This is a genomic window from Psychrobacter immobilis (assembly GCF_904846185.1).
Lineage (GTDB): Bacteria > Pseudomonadota > Gammaproteobacteria > Pseudomonadales > Moraxellaceae > Psychrobacter > Psychrobacter immobilis_B.
In genome coordinates this window covers 1-1,208 of sequence record NZ_CAJGZQ010000059.1, presented here as the reverse complement: position 1 = coordinate 1,208, position 1,208 = coordinate 1, and the positions used below count along the sequence as shown (strand labels likewise).

General features: G+C 46.9%; 1 protein-coding gene. It reads right to left on the bottom strand.

Going from position 1 to position 1,208, the window contains the following annotated elements; genetic code table 11:
• Nucleotides 1-1,208: DUF927 domain-containing protein (locus tag JMW94_RS14680; protein ID WP_201604897.1), on the bottom strand; the 1,208-nt coding region annotated here is incomplete at both ends.

Genomic DNA, 1,208 nt, shown 5'->3' with positions numbered 1-1,208 from the left:
CCAGCTGCGCCCACGATAGCGAACCGTTTAGCCACTCTATGCGCTTGTGCTGTCAGGTCGCTATATTGACTCATAAAGTCACTTACAAGCTGCCCAGCGTTGGCGGTGGTCGCTGTCTTGTCACTGGTGATATGTTCTAGCCATGCAATGCCAGCTGATCCATAGTAAGCGTGTGATAACTCGTTGATCTTATCGGCTTGGGCTTCGCTTGTGTCTGCCAGCACCAAACTATCAAACGTCTTTAACCCTTTGCCAGCATCAGCATTTATATGCGCCACTCTAACCTCAATACCTGCATTGGTTTTCTGTGCTGCTTGTGCCATGAAGTTTTGTAGCGACTCCTCACCATTAGACAAAAAGATAATGCGCCATGTTTTAGCTATGCGATTGTGTCCAGTGGTGGTGCTGCGTCCCTTACCTTGACCATTAGCCAGCATATAAACGGTTTTACCTACTATTTTGGGATCACATTCGCTGATTTCATCAAGTGGTAAAAAGCTGTCGTTATGCTCGCTTGCTGTGCCCTCCAGTGCGTTATCAGTGCTACGCCATGTCTTAACGTACCTGTCAGGGTTGCCCCATACGCTAGCAGCCAATTTTAGCGATAGGGACTTACCCATGCTTGATGATCCTAAGAGGTGAAAACCGCCCCCGTCATACTCTAATAACTCCAGTAATTGACCTGCAAACGCGCAAGCAATAGAGAAAACAAAACGGCTTTGTTCGGCAAGTGGTTTGCATAAGTTATCACGCCACTGGGCTAATGTCCCTTGCTGGGCTAGGGTGCTGTTAATGCTATTTGCAGACTGATAGACGATAAGCTGCTTACCATCACTGCCTATTGCCCTGTCAGGTAATATATATTGCTTATCGTGCCAGCCTAACTTATCAACACATAACGCCCGTTTGTGAATAGGGTAGTTTTGAATATAGGTGTCTAAGTAATTGCGCTGTTTGGGGTTGGTGGTAATGTTCAAGCCTTGACTGGCTAACTCTTTGCGGTATTCCCTTGCATCACCTTGCAGTAGTGATAACGGCATTGACCACGTATGTAACACGCTGTCATCATCACGCCATTGCAGTAACCGCCCCCATGTACCGCTGCTTGTGTCCCGTGTCTTAGCGATAACCTCAATCGGTGAACAAACAAACGCCTTAGACTTGAAAGCAATGTTTGCTGGGTCGTCATCGTTATACTTCACAAAAAA